Annotated in this window: 15 protein-coding genes; 9 read left to right on the top strand and 6 right to left on the bottom strand. The window is 64.4% G+C overall.

Annotation, left to right across the window (positions count from 1 at the left end):
- Nucleotides 1–2: 2 nt before the first annotated feature.
- From hemF to JEQ47_RS01360, 3 genes are all read left to right on the top strand, one after another.
- Nucleotides 3–875 carry an oxygen-dependent coproporphyrinogen oxidase gene (gene hemF / locus JEQ47_RS01370; RefSeq protein ID WP_198874597.1) on the top strand — a complete coding sequence of 291 codons (873 nt, stop codon included), beginning with the start codon at nucleotides 3–5 and terminating at the stop codon, nucleotides 873–875.
- A 171-nt stretch (nucleotides 876–1046) separates the two neighbouring features.
- Nucleotides 1047–2183: an AAA family ATPase gene (locus tag JEQ47_RS01365; RefSeq protein ID WP_198874596.1), complete on the top strand. Its 1137-nt coding sequence runs from the start codon at nucleotides 1047–1049 to the stop codon at nucleotides 2181–2183.
- 69 nt (nucleotides 2184–2252) lie between these two features.
- Nucleotides 2253–2453 (top strand): DUF1059 domain-containing protein, encoded by a 201-nt coding sequence (locus tag JEQ47_RS01360; protein ID WP_198874595.1) that lies wholly within the window; start codon nucleotides 2253–2255, stop codon nucleotides 2451–2453.
- A 205-nt stretch (nucleotides 2454–2658) separates the two neighbouring features.
- On the opposite strand, the gene JEQ47_RS01355 is transcribed toward JEQ47_RS01360, so the two are convergent.
- The 3 genes from JEQ47_RS01355 to JEQ47_RS01345 all read right to left on the bottom strand — a co-directional run bounded on the left by JEQ47_RS01355 (nucleotide 2659) and on the right by JEQ47_RS01345 (nucleotide 5095).
- Nucleotides 2659–3834, bottom strand: a complete 1176-nt coding sequence (locus JEQ47_RS01355) for a CCA tRNA nucleotidyltransferase (protein WP_198874594.1) — start codon at nucleotides 3832–3834, stop codon at nucleotides 2659–2661.
- A complete protein-coding gene (locus JEQ47_RS01350) occupies nucleotides 3831–4457 on the bottom strand; it encodes a CoA pyrophosphatase (RefSeq protein ID WP_198874593.1) in 627 nt (208 codons plus the stop codon). The genes JEQ47_RS01355 and JEQ47_RS01350 overlap by 4 nt, the downstream gene beginning before the upstream one ends.
- An 89-nt stretch (nucleotides 4458–4546) precedes the next feature.
- A complete protein-coding gene (locus JEQ47_RS01345) occupies nucleotides 4547–5095 on the bottom strand; it encodes a GNAT family N-acetyltransferase (protein WP_198874592.1) in 549 nt (182 codons plus the stop codon).
- A gap of 362 nt (nucleotides 5096–5457) precedes the next feature.
- Here JEQ47_RS01345 and JEQ47_RS01340 point away from each other — a divergent pair, with 362 nt between their 5' ends.
- Nucleotides 5458–6417 carry a glutathione S-transferase family protein gene (locus tag JEQ47_RS01340; protein WP_198874591.1) on the top strand — a complete coding sequence of 320 codons (960 nt, stop codon included), beginning with the start codon at nucleotides 5458–5460 and terminating at the stop codon, nucleotides 6415–6417.
- A gap of 185 nt (nucleotides 6418–6602) precedes the next feature.
- Here the strand turns inward: JEQ47_RS01340 and JEQ47_RS01335 are convergent, their stop codons facing one another.
- Nucleotides 6603–7076: an NUDIX domain-containing protein gene (locus tag JEQ47_RS01335; RefSeq protein WP_198874590.1), complete on the bottom strand. Its 474-nt coding sequence runs from the start codon at nucleotides 7074–7076 to the stop codon at nucleotides 6603–6605.
- Between the two features lie 112 nt (nucleotides 7077–7188).
- Here JEQ47_RS01335 and JEQ47_RS01330 point away from each other — a divergent pair, with 112 nt between their 5' ends.
- A complete protein-coding gene (locus JEQ47_RS01330) occupies nucleotides 7189–8079 on the top strand; it encodes a metallophosphoesterase family protein (RefSeq protein ID WP_198874589.1) in 891 nt (296 codons plus the stop codon).
- A 191-nt stretch (nucleotides 8080–8270) separates the two neighbouring features.
- Nucleotides 8271–8672: a DUF1801 domain-containing protein gene (locus JEQ47_RS01325; protein WP_198874588.1), complete on the top strand. Its 402-nt coding sequence runs from the start codon at nucleotides 8271–8273 to the stop codon at nucleotides 8670–8672.
- A gap of 58 nt (nucleotides 8673–8730) precedes the next feature.
- On the opposite strand, the gene JEQ47_RS01320 is transcribed toward JEQ47_RS01325, so the two are convergent.
- Nucleotides 8731–9393 carry a glutathione S-transferase family protein gene (locus tag JEQ47_RS01320; RefSeq protein WP_198874587.1) on the bottom strand — a complete coding sequence of 221 codons (663 nt, stop codon included), beginning with the start codon at nucleotides 9391–9393 and terminating at the stop codon, nucleotides 8731–8733.
- 88 nt (nucleotides 9394–9481) lie between these two features.
- On the opposite strand from JEQ47_RS01320, the gene JEQ47_RS01315 reads away from it, so the two are divergent.
- The 3 genes from JEQ47_RS01315 to murD are packed head-to-tail and all read left to right on the top strand — an operon-like array spanning nucleotide 9482 to nucleotide 12510.
- Nucleotides 9482–9838 carry a DUF2200 domain-containing protein gene (locus tag JEQ47_RS01315; protein WP_236020613.1) on the top strand — a complete coding sequence of 119 codons (357 nt, stop codon included), beginning with the start codon at nucleotides 9482–9484 and terminating at the stop codon, nucleotides 9836–9838.
- A 58-nt stretch (nucleotides 9839–9896) separates the two neighbouring features.
- Nucleotides 9897–11228 carry a MurL-like N-terminal domain-containing gene (locus JEQ47_RS01310; protein WP_198874586.1) on the top strand — a complete coding sequence of 444 codons (1332 nt, stop codon included), beginning with the start codon at nucleotides 9897–9899 and terminating at the stop codon, nucleotides 11226–11228.
- Nucleotides 11218–12510, top strand: coding sequence for a UDP-N-acetylmuramoyl-L-alanine--D-glutamate ligase (murD, locus tag JEQ47_RS01305; RefSeq protein ID WP_198874585.1), 1293 nt, complete (start codon nucleotides 11218–11220; stop codon nucleotides 12508–12510). Before JEQ47_RS01310 ends, murD begins: the two co-directional genes overlap by 11 nt.
- A 6-nt stretch (nucleotides 12511–12516) precedes the next feature.
- Here the strand turns inward: murD and JEQ47_RS01300 are convergent, their stop codons facing one another.
- A complete protein-coding gene (locus JEQ47_RS01300; RefSeq protein WP_198874584.1) occupies nucleotides 12517–14265 on the bottom strand; it encodes a tetratricopeptide repeat protein in 1749 nt (582 codons plus the stop codon).
- Nucleotides 14266–14503 lie beyond the last annotated feature (238 nt).

The following is a 14503-nucleotide window of genomic DNA, read 5'->3' as shown; positions in this document are numbered from 1 at the left end:
CCATGACCCTTCCCGCCGACATCGACACCAAGAAGTCCACCGCCAGCGCCTGGTTCCGCGCCCTGCGCGACCGCATCTGCGCCGAACTCGAGGCCATCGAGGGGGAGGTGAGCGGTCCCAATGCCGGGATGGCGCCGGGCCGGTTCGAGCGCACCCCGTGGGATCGGGCGGCCGGAGGCGGCGGCGAAATGTCGATGCTGCATGGCCGCGTCTTCGAGAAGGCCGGCGTCCATATTTCGACCGTGCACGGCAATTTCTCCGAAGAGTTCGCGCGGCAGATGCCGGGCACCGAAGCGGGCACCGCATTCTGGAGCTCGGGCATCTCGCTCATCATCCACCCCTGGAACCCGCACGTCCCGGCCGTGCACATGAACACCCGGATGATCGTCACCGGCAAGCAGTGGTGGGGCGGCGGCGCCGACCTGACCCCGGTGCTTGATGCCCGCCGCACCCAGGCCGATCCCGACACGGTGGATTTCCACGCCGCCATGGAGGCGGCCTGCGACGGACGCCCTGGCGTCGACTATGCGCGGCTCAAGGCCTGGTGCGACGAGTATTTCTTCCTGCCCCATCGCAACGAGCCGCGGGGCATTGGCGGCATTTTCTACGACCACTTCAATTCCGGCGACTGGGACGCCGACTTTGCCTTCACGAAGGCGGTTGGCGAGGCTTTCCTCGGCATCTATCCGGCACTGGTGCGTCGCAATTTCGAGAAGCCGTGGACCGAAGCCGAACGCGACGAGCAACTGGTCCGCCGCGGCCGCTATGTCGAATTCAACCTGCTCTATGACCGAGGCACGACCTTCGGCTTGAAGACCGGCGGCAACGTCAACTCGATCCTTTCGTCGATGCCTCCTGCGGTGAAGTGGCCGTGAAGGCATCGGGTACCCCCACCTAGCCTCCCCCTGAGTAGGGGGAGGAACCTCTCTGCGTTCGCCGGAACATTGGCGCATTCTCGGTGTCACCCCTCCCCCTCCTTCAGGGGGAGGTCGGGTGGGGGTAGGCCGGAGCTAGCGCGGCATTCCTGAGCCGCTTACACTCCCCGCATGTCCCTCACCGATCTCGACATCTCCTTCTACCGCTCGATCCGGTCGATCCGCTTTCCGCTCAGGCGCCTTACCGTGCTGGTCGGCGGCAATGGCGTGGGCAAGACCAATCTCTATCGGGCCTTGGAAATGGTCCATGCCGCCGCCACGGGCGAACTGGCGCTGAACCTGGCGCGCGAAGGCGGCCTCGCCTCGGCCATGTGGGCCGGGCCGCGCAAGAGCCATGAGCAGCCGCGCCTCAATTTCGAAGTCGGGCTCGACACCATTCTGCCCGGGGACGACGAGGCGGCTTTTGTCCCGCGCTACGCAGTCGAGGTCGGCTTCGGCGACAGCCGCTACCAGGCCGTCTTTTCAGAAGAACCGCAGATAAAGTCGGAAAGCCTCGTGCTGCCGGGGCGCCGCAGCGTCACCCTGCTCGAGCGCAAGGGTCCGGCCGCCTGGTATCGCGATGAAAGCGGCCGCCTGCGGCAGCTCGATCAGCCGTTGCTGGCCAGCGAAACCGCCCTCTCGGCCCTGCGCGGCACCCTGCCCGAGCTCGATGCCGTCAGGCACCTGCTGTCGAGCTGGCGTTTCTATCATGGCTTTCGCACCGATGCCGGTTCTCCCCTGCGCCGGCCGTCGCTGGCGGTGACGGCGCCGACGCTCGATGCCGATGGCGGCAATCTCGGCGCCGTGCTGGCGACGCTCAAGCACATCCGCGGTGACACGGGCGACCTCGACGCGGCCGTCGACCAGGCTTTTCCTGGCGCCCGGCTGCAAATTCCTCCGCCAGGCCGCGATGCCAGCTTTTCGATGATTTTTCCGGAAGTGCCGCAGCGCGCCTTCGGCGCTGCCGAACTTTCGGACGGGACGCTGCAATTCCTGGCGCTGCTCGGCGCCCTCCTAGCCTATCGGCTGCCGCCCTTCATCGCCCTCAACGAGCCGGAAACCTCGCTGCATCCGGACCTGCTGCCGGCCCTCGCCCGGGCCATTGCCCGCGCCGCCACCCGCAGCCAGGTCTGGGTTGTCACCCACTCGGTTCCGCTGGCCGAGGCCATCGCCGAGGAAACCGGCATCGTGCCGCGCAAGGTCATCCGTCGCGACGGCGCAACCTGGATCGAAGGCCTGTCCGACATCGGCATCTTTCCCGAAGAATGATCGGAACGATCCCCATATGGGCTGCGTTCGGTCAGACAGTGCATTGCGAGAGACAAAGGAGGTTTCGCGATGAAACGCTTTGATTCCGGTACGCTCATCCCCGGCTCCACCTGGCGCGCCGAAGCCGAAAGCGAGGCCGAAGTGGTCCGCCGCGCCGTGGAAAACATGCGAAATTTCAATGGCGAAACCGAAGTGCGCCCCGAAATGGTCGAGCGCATCAAGGAACGCATCGTCGATGTGGACGATCTGGGAAACCAGACCAAGCATTGATGCCAAAGGGCCCCGGTTCGCCGGGGCTCTTTTTTTGCAATGATCCCCCATACTCGATTGTCACCCCGCTAAGGCCGGGATGACAGCCGGTGGGGTTTCCCCCCTTCGTCATTGCCCGGCTTGACCGGGCAATCCATCTTGCAGCGGTATGGACCACCGCGACGAGCCCGGTGGCGATGATGGAGAAATGGCCCAAGGCGTGTGCCTAGTGGAAAATTCGCTCCAGCAGCTCGTCCTTGGTCAGCGAAAACTCGCTTTCCACCCAGGCCCGCTCGATGCGGCCCAGCGCAGCGCCCATGTCGGGGCCAGGCCGCATGCCGCGAGCTTCGAGATCGGCGCCGCCGACCGGCAGCGGCGCCACCGGCAGGCGCCCGAGTTCCCGCGCCAATTCGGCCAGACGCTCGCGTGGCCAGCCGTCTTCGGAAGCGGCCACCGCCAGCCCCTCCACCGCATCCTCGCCAAAGCGATAGGCGGCCCAGGCGACATCGCCGCGCCGCAACAGGGACGCCGCTTCGCCGATGCGCTCCGCATGCGTGATGACAGCCTTGCTCAGCCGCCAGTCAGCCTGCCGCAGATCGAGCCCATCGCGCCCCAGCAGCGCCATGCGCGCCGTCGCCGCCCGACCCCCGAGGGATTCGTAGCGAAGGAGGGCCTGGGCGGCGCCTGGTTCGATCCTTACGAGGCCGAGATGGTCCATCAACCCGATGGTCTTGGCCACCTGCGGCAGCGCCAGCATCCGCATCATTTCCGCGCCGACCCGCTCGCGGGAAATGTGGTCGAGGTCCTCGGCCGCATTGCGGCAGGCCTCAAGACCATCGGGGTCGAACTGTTCTGCGCCGTGACTGGCCGAGAAGCGGAAGAAGCGGTAGACGCGCAAGCCGTCTTCGGCGATCCGCGTGGCCGCATCGCCGATGAACCGCACCCGACCATTGATCAGGTCCCCTGCTCCGCCCAGCGGGTCGAACAGCCTTCCATCGGCATGGCAGTAAAGCGCGTTGATAGTAAAATCCCGCCGCTCGGCATCGGCGACCCAATCGGTGCCGAAGCTGACCTGCGCATGCCGCCCGTCGGTCTCCACGTCCTGCCGCAGCGTCGTTACTTCGACCGTGGTCTCGTCGAGGCGCAGCGTCACCGTGCCGTGGTCGATGCCGGTGGGATAGGTCGCAATGCCTGCAGCCTTGGCCTTCTGCAGCACGGATACCGGCAGAAGCTCGGTCGCCATGTCGATATCGGCATGCTCACGCATCCGCCCGATCAGGCTGTCGCGCACCACGCCACCCACGGCCCGCGTGCGGCCCCCGGCGCCATCCAGTGCCGCGAAAATGGCCTGCACCGCCGGTCGTTGCAGCCATTCCGCGTCCTCGATCCGATCAGGGATCATGCCGCCACCTCGCCCATGATGCGGTCGCGGAACTGCCGGGTCAGGTTGGCGGTGATACCCCAGATGACATGACCGTCATGGTCGATCTGCCAGGTCGAATGCTCCTTGCCGCCCCGGCTGATGCGGAACCGCCCGTAGGTATCGACGGCGAGGATACGGCTCAGCGGCACTTCGAACACCGAATGCACCTCGCCCGGATTGGGCACGAAGGGGCCGCTCGGCGTCACCTCGGCGACCACGGGCGTGATGAGATAATTGGTGCCGGTATAATAGCTCGGCATATAGCCCAATACGGTGGCGTCCCCGGGCTCCATGCCCACTTCCTCATGCGCCTCGCGCAGGGCCGCCGCGGCCGGTCCGGCATCGGTCCGGTCGATCTTGCCGCCGGGAAAGGCCACCTGCCCCGAATGCGCCCTGAGGTCCGGCGAGCGCTCGGTATAGAGCACGGTGTGTCCCTCCGGCCGCCGCACCAGTGCAATCAGCACCGCTGCCGGCACCGGCGGCCGCTCGAAGGGCGTGAGCGGCTGCCAGTCGGGCACCAGGTCCTGCGCCGGCTCCAGGGGTGGCGGCTCGGACAGGAGATGGGCACTGAGCTGAGCGACGATGTCGGCTTGGAGGATCAAGTTGGGCTCGGCGAAGATGTCGATACGCAGAGTGTAGGCAAGGCAGACGCCTCTGGCACCCTTTTTCGAACACTCACCGCGTCAGGCTATCACTCGCCCTCGTCGAAAGCCGCGATGCTGCCCTTGAGCGTCTTGGCGAGGTTCGGGTCGTCGGCCAGCAGCAGCACGCGGCTGGTATCGACGGGACCGGGGAACTGGATATTGCCCGGCGTGGTCGGCACCCAGCCGAGCGGGCAATAGTAATCCTGGTCGCCCACCAGGAGCACGAAATGGCCCTCGCCGCGCGCCAGGGCACGCTTGCTGACCTCGCGCGCCAGCAGCTTGCCGGCGCCGCGCTTGCGGAAATTGGGATGCGTCGCGAGCGGCCCGAGGAGGTAACCCTTCATGCCGCCGACGCTGATCGGGGTCATCCACACCGAGCCTGAAGGCGTGCCCTCGACCTCGGAGATGAGGCTGAGGCTCGGATCAATGGGAAAGCGCTCGCGCACCCGGAAGGCGGTGCGTGCAAAGCGCCCCGGACCAAAGGCAATGGCCTGCAAGTCCTCGACAAAGGCATCGTCAGCCGCGGTAGCGGGACGAACAACAGGCTGGCCGGCAACGGGGGTGGCAGCGGCCTCGGCCGCAACGAGCGTGGTCATGGGTCAGATCCAGGATAGGACAATGCAGGACAAGGCGCGGTCAGCCATTCGGCTACCGCTATAACGACCGGCTAGGGTCGTCGGTTCGTCTGCAAAACCTTCACCATCCTGGACGCCTCCACGTCTGAATCGGAATTAGCACCAGCATGGGTGCCCGTAAATGGGAATATTGGTTCCATGAACCCGATTTTCCTCGTCCGCTACGCCTCTGTGTCCCGGATGCATAACGGATTGTTACGCCGATAGGGTCTTATCCTCGGGACCAGTGGCCATTAGCTCAGTGTCAGAAGCCGCAACCTCTGGCTCCTTTGCCGATTTTGATGAGGCAAAGCCGTCAGCAAGATGACCGAAAGGGTATTTCAATGGGACAGTTGATCGACGGAAAGTGGTCCACCCAGTGGTATGACACCAAAAAGACCGGCGGCAAGTTCGTCCGCTCGCAGGCCGGGTTCCGCAACTGGATCACCCCGGATGGCGCCCCCGGTCCCTCCGGCACGGGGGGCTTTCCCGCCGAGGCCGGCCGCTACCACCTTTACGTGTCCCTGGCCTGTCCCTGGGCCCACCGCACCCTGGTGTTCCGCAAGCTCAAGGACCTGGAAAGCCTGATCTCGGTCTCGGTGGTATCGCCCAAAATGCCCGACGAGACCGGCTGGAGCTTCGATCAGGCCACCGGCTCGACCGGCGATGCGCTCCTCGGCAAGGACTACCTCTGGCAGGTCTATACCGAAGCCCAGAAAGACTATACCGGCCGCGTGACTGTGCCGGTGCTGTGGGACAAGAACACCAACACCATCGTCTCGAACGAGAGCTCTGAAATCATCCGCATGTTCAACTCGGCCTTCAACGAGCTGACCGGCAATACCGACGATTATTATCCCGAAGGGCTGCGCAACAAGATCGATACGATCAATGTCCGCGTCTACGACGACATCAACAATGGCGTCTACAAGGCTGGCTTTGCGACGACGCAGGAAGCCTATGACGAGGCCGTCTCAAAGCTGTTCGACGCGCTGGACTGGGTCGAGGGCCTCCTGGGAGAGAATGCCTATCTGACCGGCGACAGCATCACCGAGGCGGACTGGCGGCTGTTCACGACACTGGTGCGCTTCGACGCGGTCTATGTCGGCCACTTCAAATGCAACCGCAAGCGGATCGCCGACTACCCCAATCTCAGCCACTACCTGAAAGCGCTCTACGAAGTGCCGTGCGTCAAGGAAACGGTCGATCTCGACCATATCCGCACCCACTACTACTGGAGCCACACCACCATCAATCCGCACCGCATCATCCCGGTGGGCCCGGAACTGCCGTTTTTGGATTGATTAACTAGGCTCCGGCCTCGACCACCGCGCCGACCTCGAGCCAGACCTGAGGACCATGCGCAAAGCGCAGTGTGTCTCTTGTTCATCGTCACCACCCGGCTTGACCGGGTGGTCCATGCCTCAGCGAGGTGGATTGCCCGGTCAAGCCGGGCAATGACGGCTTACACGGGTACAATGCGCTTGCACTAATACCCCCACACCGTCCGCTTCTCGACGCCATCAAAATATTCGTCTATGCGCTGGCTGGTGGCTGGGGTCACCTTGTCCGGCAGGGCGTGGCGGTCGAACCAGCCGATCTCGGCGATCTCGTGATCGGGCTTGCGGTCGAATTCGTGGCTGAACGCCTTGGCGACGAAGAAAGCAACGTGGTCCCGGTCCGTCACCGGGCTGGTATTGTGATAAAGCCCGAACAGCTCCATCGCCCCGATGACCTTGTAGCCGGTCTCTTCCAGCGTCTCGCGCGCGCCGGCTTCCTCGAACGTTTCGCCTGGGCCCACGCCGCCGCCTGGAAATTGCCAGCCGGGCACATAGGTGTGGCGGATGAGCAGGACCTTATCGCCATCCACCACCATGACACGAGCGCCCATGGTCATGCGATGATAGAGCCCCTTGAGGGTCAAAAACACCTTGGCGCGAACGCGCTGGAAGCGATTCATCATCGGCATGCTCTCCGTTTGACCTCTCGGTAGCAGAGCTTGGCCCGCGACAAAATCGTGTGTTGTGTCGATTGAACGTTTTCTTGGAAGCGGCGTTCTGGCAAAACCCCCCGCGATGATAACCCTGGCGCACATCTCCGACATCCATCTCTCGCCCATGCCCGCAGTCGGCATGCGCGACCTGCTGGGCAAGCGGCTGACCGGCTTCCTCAACTGGAAGCTCAAGCGCCACGGCGAGATGAACACCGAGACGCTGTCGCGGCTGGTCGCTCATATGCAGGAGCAGAATGCCGACTTCACCGCCGTCACCGGCGACCTGACCAACCTGGCCCTCGACAGCGAGGTCGAACGCGCCGGCCGCTGGCTGCGCGAACTGGGCGGGCCGGAAAAGACGGTGGTCTGCCCCGGCAATCATGACGCCTATGTGCCCGGCGCGCTCGACTATGCCCGCGACCAATGGGGCGACTATCTCCGAGGCGAAACCATCGAGGGCGAGGCCTTTCCATTCGTCCGGCGCGTAGGGGAAATGGCGATCATTTCCTGCTCCAGCGCCGTCCCCACCCCGCCCTTCATGGCCATTGGGCGCTTCGAGGAAAAGCAGGCCGCTCGCCTCGGCCGCATCCTCAAGCTTCTCGGCGATGCCGACTATTTCCGCGTCGTGCTGATCCACCATCCGCCCAATGCGGAACTGCAGCACCCTTCCTTTGGCCTCAAGGGCCATCGCCTCTTCCGCCAGGTCATTGCCGAGTCCGGTGCCGAACTGATCCTCCACGGCCACACGCACCGCTCGTCGATCCACCACGTGCCGGGCAAGACCCACGAAGTGCCGGTCATCGGCGTTGCAGCCGCCAGCGCCGCCCAGGGCGGCACTCTGGACGACCCGGCGCGGTACAACCTCTTCCGCGTCGAAAAAACCGGCGGCGAATGGCGCTGCACCATGCGCGAATACGGCTTCCAGCGCCTGGGCGCCGACATCGTCATGCGCATGCAGATGAGAATCTACTAGCCGGCCCAACGGGCAAAACTGCGATCTCCCTACACCCTCGATGTCACCCCGGCCTTGAGCCGGGGCCCATCCTGAGATCTCAAGATGGATTCCGGCCTTCGCCGGGATGACAACTGTGGGTGCCTGCACCCCGCGTCGAAGTCCTCCCCTCTCTCTCGTCATGCGTATACAATCGCATGAGGGAGCCAAGCATGACCGTCATCAAACCCACCACCATCGACCAATACAACGCCGCGCAGTACGACGAATTCCGCCTCATCTGCGATGAGCTCCGGGCCATCATCGACCGGGTGCTGACCGAGGCCGAGAGCAAGATCTGGCATGCCCATCCGGTATGGTTTCTCGATGGCAACCCGATCGTGGGCTATTCCAAGCTCAAGGGGCCGGTGCGGCTGCTGTTCTGGAGCGGCCAGAGTTTTGCGACGCCGGGCCTCGACAAGGAAGGCACCTTCAAGGCCGCCGAAAAGCGCTATACCTCGGTCACCCAGATCGACGCCGACGAACTGGTGAATTGGCTCGAAGAATCCCGCACCGTGCAGTGGGACTACAAGAACATCATGAAGCGTCGCGGGCTGCTCGAACGGATCGTCTAGCGCGAAGGCATAATGCCTCCACGCCCACGATAGTCATCCCGGCGAGGTGACGTGGCCCTCACCACTCCGACATCGGCGGCGCTTTCCCACCGTAAAGCGCGTGCTGGGCAGCATAGGCGCGCTGATAGGCCGGTCGTGCCTCCGCCCGTGCGACATAGGCCGCGAGGTTGGGAAATTCCGCGACAAGCGCCGGATCGGCGCGCCGCAGCACCAGAACCATCATTAGGTCGCCGGCGCTGAAGTCCCCGTCGAGCCAGTCGCGATCGCCCAGATAAGCGGAGAGATCGGCCAGCCGCGCCCGGATGCGGTCGTCGAGAAAAGCGAAGCGCGCAGGATGTTTCCAGGGTTGATCCGCGTCGGTGAAATCGGCCTGCTCGCGCTCGACGATCGGCGGCTCCACCGTGCTGACCGCCGCGAACATCCAGGTCACCGCCCTTGCTCGCGCCGCCTTGTCCGCGGGCAGGAGGCCGGGATGGGTCTGGGCCAGGTGATGAATGATGGCGCCAGACTCGAAGAGCCGGAGCCCATCCTCCTCATAGGCCGGGATTTGCCCGAAGGGCTGGCGGGCGCGGTGTTCGGGCTCCTTCATCTGCTTGAAGGTGACGAAGCGGACCTCGTAGTCCTGCCCCACCTCCTCCAGCGCCCAGCGTACCCGCATGTCCCGGGCGAGGCCCGAGCCGCCATCGGGCGACCATTTGAAGACTGTCAGGATCGGCGTCATGGCTTGCCTCCGCAATTGCTCTCACCCAAGCGACGAATGGCGGGCCTGGCCATCGACACGCCTGTCCCCCAGGGGCTAAACTGCCCGCATGAACTACGAAAACCATCGCATTTATGGCATGAGCGTCGCCAGCGTCTATGTGCACTACGTGACCAAGGCGGAGCGCAAGGGCCGGACACGTGATGAGGTGGACGAAGTTACGCGCTGGCTGACTGGCTACACCCAGGAGCAATTGGACAAGGCCCTGGAAGACAAGACCACCTTCCAGGACTTTTTCGACCGGGCCCCGAACCTCAACCCCAATCGTTTCCTCATCAAGGGCGTGATCTGCGGCGTGCGCCTCGAGGAAATCGACCACCCGCTGATGCGCGACCTGCGCTATCTCGACAAGCTGGTCGACGAACTGGCCAAGGGTCGCGCGATGGAGAAAATCCTCAGGGCCTGACCCACTCCCGCCACGCTCGCAAATCACCTATATGGGGATTGAAGCCAGCGAGTTGCCCGTGACCGAATTCTTCCGCATCGAGAGCCCATCCTTCGATCCCGCCAGTGGCGAGGCGCGCTTTCCCTTTACGCTCAACGATCTCAGTTTCACCGAGATACTGACCCTGCCCCAGGGCGCGGATGCGGCCGCAGCGGCATCGCCGAATTTCGCCAAGCTTCTGGGACTGACGGCGCTGGTGCTCGGCGTCTCCTATTACAAGCTGCGTGCGCCCCTGGTCATCGAGGCGCCGACTATTCCGCTCACCGCGGCCGAGCGCGCCTTCGTCATCGACGTCTATGAAAACGGCCTTGGCGAATTCTACGCCCGCAACGCGCTGTCCCGCTTCGGCAAGCTGGTCCTGACTGCGCCTGATGACACCAATGAGCGCCAGCCCGCCATGACCCTGCCGGAGCGGACGCTATTGCCCATCGGCGGGGGCAAGGACTCGCTCGTCAGCGTCGATCTCCTGACCCATACCGGCCAGCAGTTCACGCCCTTCGCGGTCAATCCCAAGGGGCCGATCGTCACCTCGGTGGATGCCATCGGCGCGAGCCCGGTCTATGTGACGCGCAAGCTCGACGCCGAAATGATCCGCCTCGGCCAGACCGAGGGCTATTACAATGGCCACGTCCCCTCGACGGCGATCAATTCCATGATCGCATCGCTCTGCGCCGTGCTCTTCGGCTACAACCAGATCGCCCTTTCCAACGAGCGCTCGGCCAGCGAGGGCAATGTGGTCTTCGACGGCCGCGAGACCAATCACCAATATTCCAAGTCCCTCGGCTTCGAACTGCTGATAGCCGATACGCTGAGCAATGCCACCGGCGGCGCACTGAAATACTTCTCGCTGCTCCGCCCCTATTCGGAAGCGCGCATCGCCTCGCTCTTCACCAAGGAAACCAAGTTCGACAGCGTCTTTTCCAGTTGCAACCGCAATTTTCGCCTCAACGGCAATGACGGCCCGCTCTGGTGCGGCGAATGCCCGAAGTGTCACTTCGTCTTTCTGATCTTCGCGCCCTTTATGGCCAAGGACCGGATGCTGCGCATCTTCGGCAAGAACCTGCTGGATGACCTCGCCAACGAACAGAGTTTCCGCGAGCTTGCCGGCCTCACCGGCCAGAAGCCGTGGGAATGCGTCGGCGAAATCCTAGAGGCCGCCGCCTGCTTTTATACCCTCACCCGCCATGCCGACTGGCACGAGGCTGCCGTGGTCCGCGCCGTCAAGGCCGATCTCTTCGCCCAGTATGGAGAGGAAAAACTGCAGCGCGCCATGGCCGAATGCCTGACCGACAGCCACGACCACCATATTCCCCCGGCCCTGGCCGCCAAGGTGGCCGCCTATGCGGTTTGATACGCCGGTCCTGCTCTATGGCGCCGGGCGCGAAGCCCTTTCCACCCGCGCCTTCCTTGCGGCGCAACAGCCCGATCTGAAGGTCTTCGTCACCGTCGACAGCGGTACGGCCGACATTCCCGACACCGAGCAGATCGACATTAGCGACTTGCCGGCGGCCATTGCCGCGAAACGGTTCGGCCTTATAGTCAAGAGCCCGGGCGTATCGCGCTACAAGCCGGTCTTCGAGGCGGCTCGCGAGGCTGGGATTCCGGTCACCTCCAATCTCAATCTCTGGGGCGCGGCCTATCGGCACGACCGCACCGTCATCGCCATCACGGGCACCAAGGGTAAGTCCACCACTGCGACCCTTGTCCACCTCATGCTGACACGCTCGGGCCTGGATGCGGGTCTTGCGGGCAATGTGGGCGTCGCGCCGCTCGAAATCGGCGACAAGCACGCCATCGTGGTGTTCGAGCTTTCGAGCTACCAGACCTCGGACATGAATTTTCTGGCCGATGTCGCGGCGCTGACCAATCTCTATCCCGAGCATGTCGACTGGCACGGCTCGGTGGAGCGCTACTATGCCGACAAGCTGCACCTCGTGGATCGCGACGGCAATTTTGCCGTGGCTCTCGGCGCTGCAGCGCGCGGCAATGCGCTGGTGGCCAAGGCTGTGCGAGATCATCGGCGGCTCTTGCCCGACCTGACGCCCGAGCAGAACCGCGTCATCGAGAATGCCGTGTCCCATTCGCGCCTGCGCGGCGCCCACAATCTCGACAATGCCCTGCTCGCCGCCCAGATCGCGCTCGGCACCGGCGGCACGCTCGAGGGTATCGTCCAGGGCATAGCGGCCTTCCGCCCCCTGCCGCATCGGCTCGAGGAGCATGTCTTCGGCGGCGTCACCGTGGTCAACGATTCCATCTCGACCACGCCCGAAGCGACCAAGGCGGCCCTCGCTGCCTATCCCGGACGGCGCATCGCGCTCATCGCCGGTGGACACGAGCGCGAACAGGACTATGCCGAACTGGCGGGTCTCCTGGCGCAGCGTGGCGTCACCGTCGTCGCCACCCTGCCCGTTACCGGCGAACGGCTCGCAGCGGCCGCGCGAAAACGCGCACCCGGCATCGACGTTTTCGAGGTTCCGCATCTCGAGGCCGCTCTGGACGCCTTGCTCGACGTGCGCGAAAAATTCGACACCATCATCCTCTCGCCGGGTGCTCCGTCCTATAACCAGTTCAAGAATTTCGAGGAACGCGGCGCCCGCTTTGTGGAGCTCTGCCGCACCCGCTTCCAGCCCTGAAGCGCGTCAATAGGGGTTGTCGAGGTTCCATTGGGGGACGGCTGCCTCAATCAGGGTCTCCCTGATATCGGCCAGGAGGCGCTCGTCGCTGATGCGGTCGTCCAGCCGGCTCATCACCCCATGCGCGCGGAACGATGTCGTATCGAGGATGCGCGGCAGCACCTGCCCTATCCCCGCGCTATCCCTGCCATTGTGAAACGCGAGCAGGCTCAGAACGGGCCCGAGCTCGGTATCGACCCGCCCGCATTCGAGCGCCAGATTTTGCGCCTGAAGCGTATTTCCAGCCCGCAAGGCCGCCAGCGCCGGCACGCACTGGAACCAGTCCGGCACTTCGAGCGGCGGTACCGAGTTGATGGCGCGCCGGGCCAGCGGCACCGCCAGGTCCAGCCGTCCGTTCAGGGCCAGGTGCCGCGCATAGGCCGCCGTCGCATCGATATTGGCGACATTGAGCTGCAGTGCCGTTCCATAGGCAGCCAGTGCCATGTCGCGATTGCCCCGCGCCTCGTGTAGTCGCGCTTGCTGTTCCCAGATGAAGCTGCTGGTCTGGGACAGAGCCAGCGCCTCCGAGAGCATATCCTGCGCTTTTGCGAACCGCTCCGCCTGCTCGTCGTCGGAGGCGCTGCCGATGCCGGTTTCCGCCAGGAGGCTGGCCTGGGCCGCCAGAGAATTGCCGCTGCCATCACCATTCTTGGCCGCCAAGGCATCGAAACAGGCCTTGGCGCGGGCGCTGGTCCCGGCGGTCGGGGTGGTGCGGTACATCACAAAGAGCATGCCGCAGACGTAGAAATTCTCCTGGCCGGCAATGTCATTCCGCGCCAGCATTTCGCGCGCCCTGTCATGCAGTGGCCCGCGTGGTCCCCCGAGGCGCAGGATCAGTTCCTGCGACACGAAGTCGATGCCGGCCCGCTCGCCGATCCGATCCTCCGGAAGGACGCCCGCCCAGTTCCACACCACCGTATTGGTGGCCGCGTCGGTCAGGATGGCATTGAAATAATAGTCGCCCGCCGCGGTCGCCTCTTTGCGCACCACCCCACTGAGCAGGAAGTCATCGGGCGGCGCCGTCTCGCTCCGCGCACCGAAGGCCACGTCGACAATGAGCAGCGGCTCGAAGTCGGTCACCAGTTCCACGGTCAGCGCCGCAATCGAGGGCGTGATCCGGGTTTCTCCGGTCAGGTTCTGAAAGTCCACGATCCGCAGCCGTGGCTTGTCCATCGCGCTTGCCGCCACCACCTGCTGCTCGCGCCGCGGTCCCCAGGTGGTCAGCGAATAGGTGGCGGCCACGGCTCCCAGCGTCAGGACCAGAAGCACAAACCACGACAGCGTGACATGCCCGCGGGGCCTTGGCAGAGGTCGCGGTGGAGGCGAAGCTGCTCCCGGTGGAACTGCCTCGCTCGTTACCGCGGGCGGTTCGGTCGTCGCCGCGGCGAATTCGGGCACATAGCGGCCGATGGGCAAGAGGATGCGCAGCGGCTCGCCAGCGCCAGGTCCGAGATAGTATTGTTCGAGCAGGCCACGCAGCCGCCGGGCCTGTACGCGCACGATCGGATCGGCCTGTGGGTCGAAATCTGGCGCCCGGCCAAAGACGTCCACAGCGATCGAATAGGCCTTGATCGATTGCGCGTCGCCGCTCAGCCGACGCTCGACGATGTAGCTGAGAAAATTGGCCAGTTGCGGGGAACGCGCGATCTCCGGCCATGCCAACAGGCGCTCCAGCGCCTGTTTTACTTCCGCATTGTCCGCTTCCGCATCCGCCACGCAATACCCCCGGGGCTCTGGGGGGGAGTCTGCGCCGCTTTACATGTAAAACACAAGGCAGGTTACGTCGGTTTTACCCGAATTTGCCTCCCCGCGCTGCCGCGGATCAATCATACGCCGTCCCGTCGCCGTCACGAACGCGACATGTTTCCCGAGCGGTCAGGCCCCGCCGGGCGTGTTCTACAAATCGTATAAACCACCCTGCCCGAGCCAGAAGGTCTTGGACAGCGATGGCGTT

It is taken from the genome of Devosia sediminis, assembly GCF_016411825.1.
In the GTDB taxonomy this organism is placed as follows: Bacteria; Pseudomonadota; Alphaproteobacteria; order Rhizobiales; family Devosiaceae; genus Devosia; species Devosia sediminis.
This window is presented reverse-complemented; position numbering and strand designations above follow the sequence as displayed.

Coding starts and splice junctions, on each gene's coding strand:
- hemF (WP_198874597.1), top strand. CDS start 3: ATGACCCTTCCCGCCGACATCGACACCAAGAAGTCCACCGCCAGCGCC.
- JEQ47_RS01365 (WP_198874596.1), top strand. CDS start 1,047: ATGTCCCTCACCGATCTCGACATCTCCTTCTACCGCTCGATCCGGTCG.
- JEQ47_RS01360 (WP_198874595.1), top strand. CDS start 2,253: ATGAAACGCTTTGATTCCGGTACGCTCATCCCCGGCTCCACCTGGCGC.
- JEQ47_RS01355 (WP_198874594.1), bottom strand. CDS start 3,834: ATGATCCCTGATCGGATCGAGGACGCGGAATGGCTGCAACGACCGGCG.
- JEQ47_RS01345 (WP_198874592.1), bottom strand. CDS start 5,095: ATGACCACGCTCGTTGCGGCCGAGGCCGCTGCCACCCCCGTTGCCGGC.
- JEQ47_RS01340 (WP_198874591.1), top strand. CDS start 5,458: ATGGGACAGTTGATCGACGGAAAGTGGTCCACCCAGTGGTATGACACC.
- JEQ47_RS01335 (WP_198874590.1), bottom strand. CDS start 7,076: ATGATGAATCGCTTCCAGCGCGTTCGCGCCAAGGTGTTTTTGACCCTC.
- JEQ47_RS01330 (WP_198874589.1), top strand. CDS start 7,189: ATGATAACCCTGGCGCACATCTCCGACATCCATCTCTCGCCCATGCCC.
- JEQ47_RS01325 (WP_198874588.1), top strand. CDS start 8,271: ATGACCGTCATCAAACCCACCACCATCGACCAATACAACGCCGCGCAG.
- JEQ47_RS01320 (WP_198874587.1), bottom strand. CDS start 9,393: ATGACGCCGATCCTGACAGTCTTCAAATGGTCGCCCGATGGCGGCTCG.
- JEQ47_RS01315 (WP_236020613.1), top strand. CDS start 9,482: ATGAACTACGAAAACCATCGCATTTATGGCATGAGCGTCGCCAGCGTC.
- murD (WP_198874585.1), top strand. CDS start 11,218: ATGCGGTTTGATACGCCGGTCCTGCTCTATGGCGCCGGGCGCGAAGCC.